The following is a 2,651-nucleotide window of genomic DNA, read 5'->3' on the forward strand; positions in this document are numbered from 1 at the left end:
GAGGTGGTTCGGGAAATCTGAACAGGTGAGTTAGGTGGATTTTCCGCTCCCAATCCGGCAGTTTTGCCGGGACGAAGGAGCGAAGATGACAAGACGGCCGAGACGGAACCATAGCCCCGCTTTCAAGGCAAAAGTCACGCTGGCGGCTTTGAAGGGCGACAGAACGATGAGCGAGCTGGCGACACAGTTCGACCTGCATCCCAACCAGATCAAGCAATGGAAGGATCAGCTTCTGGATGGTGTCCCTGACGTATTCGACGATAAGCCGAGGAGCAAAGAGCCAGAGATCGACGTCACCTCCCTGCATGCGAAGATCGGCCAGCTGACGCTGGAAAATGATTTTTCAGAGGGAGCGCTCGCCAAGGCCGATCTCCTGCCGAGCGCAAAGAGATGACAGATCACACCCACAAACTGAGCCTGACACGGCAAGCTGCCCTTCTGGGGATCAGCCGTGGCAGCCTGTATTATGCGCCGCGCCCTGTCAGCGAGGCGGAGCTCAAGCTGATGCGCCGGATCGACGAGTTGCACATGGACTATCCCTTCGCGGGCAGCCGAATGATGAAGGGGCTCTTGCGCCAAGAAGGCTTTTCCACCGGGCGGCTGCACGTGACCACGCTGATGAAGCGGATGGGCATCGAAGCCTTGTATCGCAGGCCAAACACGTCGAAACCGGCGCCGGGCCACAAGATCTACCCCTATCTGCTGAGAAAGCTGGCGGTGACCCGCCCCAATCAGGTCTGGGCGACGGATATCACCTATATCCCGATGGCGCGCGGCTTCGTTTACCTGGTGGCCGTTGTCGACTGGTTCAGCCGCAAGGTGCTGAGCTGGCGGCTCTCGGTCACGCTGGAAACCGGACCCTGCGTGGAGGCTTTGGAAGAAGCGATACTCCGGTATGGCAAGCCGGAGATCATGAACTCGGACCAAGGATCGCAGTTCACGTCAATCGACTTCATCAAGGCGCTGAAGGACGCCGGGATCCAGATCAGCATGGATGGCAAGGGCGCCTGGCGCGACGACGTCTTCGTCGAGCGGCTGTGGCGGTCGATCAAATACGAAGAGGTCTACCTGCACGCCTATGCCAGCGTCTCGGACGCCCGCAAAGGCCTTGGTCGGTATCTGACCTTCTACAACACAAGGAGACCGCATTCATCGCTGGACGGGCAGGACCCCGATCAGGCATATCTCAACACGTCCAGACCAATCCCGGTCGCAGCATAACCGAGCGGGAAATCCACTTACGAAACGGCTCGAAACTGTTCAAACAAACCGAGCCACCTCTGAGCGCTTGTCCGCTTCGTTGTGCGCGTCTTTGTCGATTGAATAGAAAGGTCGTTGGACCTTCGAGGTATTCGAGCTCAGTCGATTTGCCACATCAGCCAGTTCTGCCCAGGTCCACTTTGTCTCAGGTGTGAATTGAGCCATCGGTTTAGCCGATGTCAGCGCCTCCCAGTCTGTTTGCATCTCCTTCAACAGGTCCTGATCTGGAGCAATTTCAGTCGTGGTAAATTCGATATTTGGCACCCGGTTCTTCTTCAGACCGTCGATGGTGTTGTTCAGCGTTCGCCTCGTTTCAGGACCCCGTACAATCGCATCAAACAAGTCTTCTACGCTCACTTGTACATGGTCATCCGGGTTGAATCGATCATCCAGATTCAAAGCGGCTGATGAAACTTGGTTCCGAAACCAACGACTGTCCAAGACCTGTTCGCCAAACCAGTGTTCACGAAGCGGTCCATTGCCCTCTGCCATAAGCTTATCGGTGAGTGCCGTTGCACCCCAGAGTTCAAACTCCTGAGTGATTGATAGTTTGGCTGCCTCAGCTTTCCATTTGGTTACGTGGTCATCCCATTTTTCCTGCTGAGATTTACCTCTCGCCCTGGGCCCGCGATTGGGCGTCAGATCAAACGGCAAAGCGAAGATGTATTTGACCAGTTCAGGATGTGTGGCGAGGGCCTGGGTTACTGATTTGTCCATCTGTCGCCACTGGGCGTCTTCTAGGCTGCTGAAGAACTTGGATTGGATCCGACCTTCGAACCGTCATTGAGTAGCCACAGAGCTTCGACGCCGCCGTCACCGCCTCGCCCGTCGTTAGGTTGAAATTCGACGGCATCTTCAACCTTTTCTCGCCTAGCTAGAACTTTCAGCAAGTCCTCAAATGAGTCCGTTTGACCTCGCCCGAAGTCATTTATTTCATTAAAATCCATACACACCCGCCCGAAACACTGCTTCAAATCATCTTGGCAATGTGTATCGCAACCATGAGGGAGAAATAAGTACAATCGGGTTGTTTAACTAGGTGGCATCTATGCTGTTCAAACGTTACCGCAGTGCAGCATAGAATAACTTCTTCAAAGTCTGCTTTGGGCCGAAACTAGCGATAGAAGGTATCTACACGAGGGCGGGATTAACGATGTCAAAGAGCGGCGTCGTTGTATCAAAAAGACCAAAGACAGGCCCAATTTACGCTGCGCAGTAAGAATTTATAGATGTTATAGAGGGGTGCGGTTGTAACGCTTACACCTCGTCGGAAAGCAGCCGTGTTGCAGCGGAGCTTTCTAAAATTCAACCTATGCAACAAGAGCTTAGCTCTCAAACGCAAACAGCCCCCAGTGGGGGCTGTGTGTCTGCGCTGACCTCGCAAGAGGTGC

The 2,651-nt window shown here is 54.4% G+C and carries 2 protein-coding genes; one reads left to right on the top strand and one right to left on the bottom strand.

The genetic code is table 11. The features are described 5' to 3' along the window. The first annotated feature begins 85 nt into the window (after positions 1-85). Positions 86-1,221 (top strand): IS3 family transposase gene (locus PJL69_RS20195; protein ID WP_271311296.1). Its coding sequence is split into 2 segments (ribosomal slippage): positions 86-347 and positions 347-1,221, totalling 1,137 coding nucleotides; the frame shifts between segments, so codons are not numbered across the junction. Positions 1,222-1,260: 39 nt separating this feature from the next. On the opposite strand, the gene PJL69_RS20200 is transcribed toward PJL69_RS20195, so the two are convergent. Then, the gene (locus PJL69_RS20200; protein ID WP_271311297.1) at positions 1,261-1,977 is read right to left on the bottom strand and encodes a hypothetical protein; all 717 of its coding nucleotides are present in this window, start codon (positions 1,975-1,977) and stop codon (positions 1,261-1,263) included. Positions 1,978-2,651 lie beyond the last annotated feature (674 nt).

Source organism: Shimia sp. MMG029, assembly GCF_027947445.1.
Taxonomy (GTDB): domain Bacteria; phylum Pseudomonadota; class Alphaproteobacteria; order Rhodobacterales; family Rhodobacteraceae; genus Shimia.

Coding starts and splice junctions, on each gene's coding strand:
- PJL69_RS20200 (WP_271311297.1), bottom strand. CDS start 1,977: ATGGACAAATCAGTAACCCAGGCCCTCGCCACACATCCTGAACTGGTC.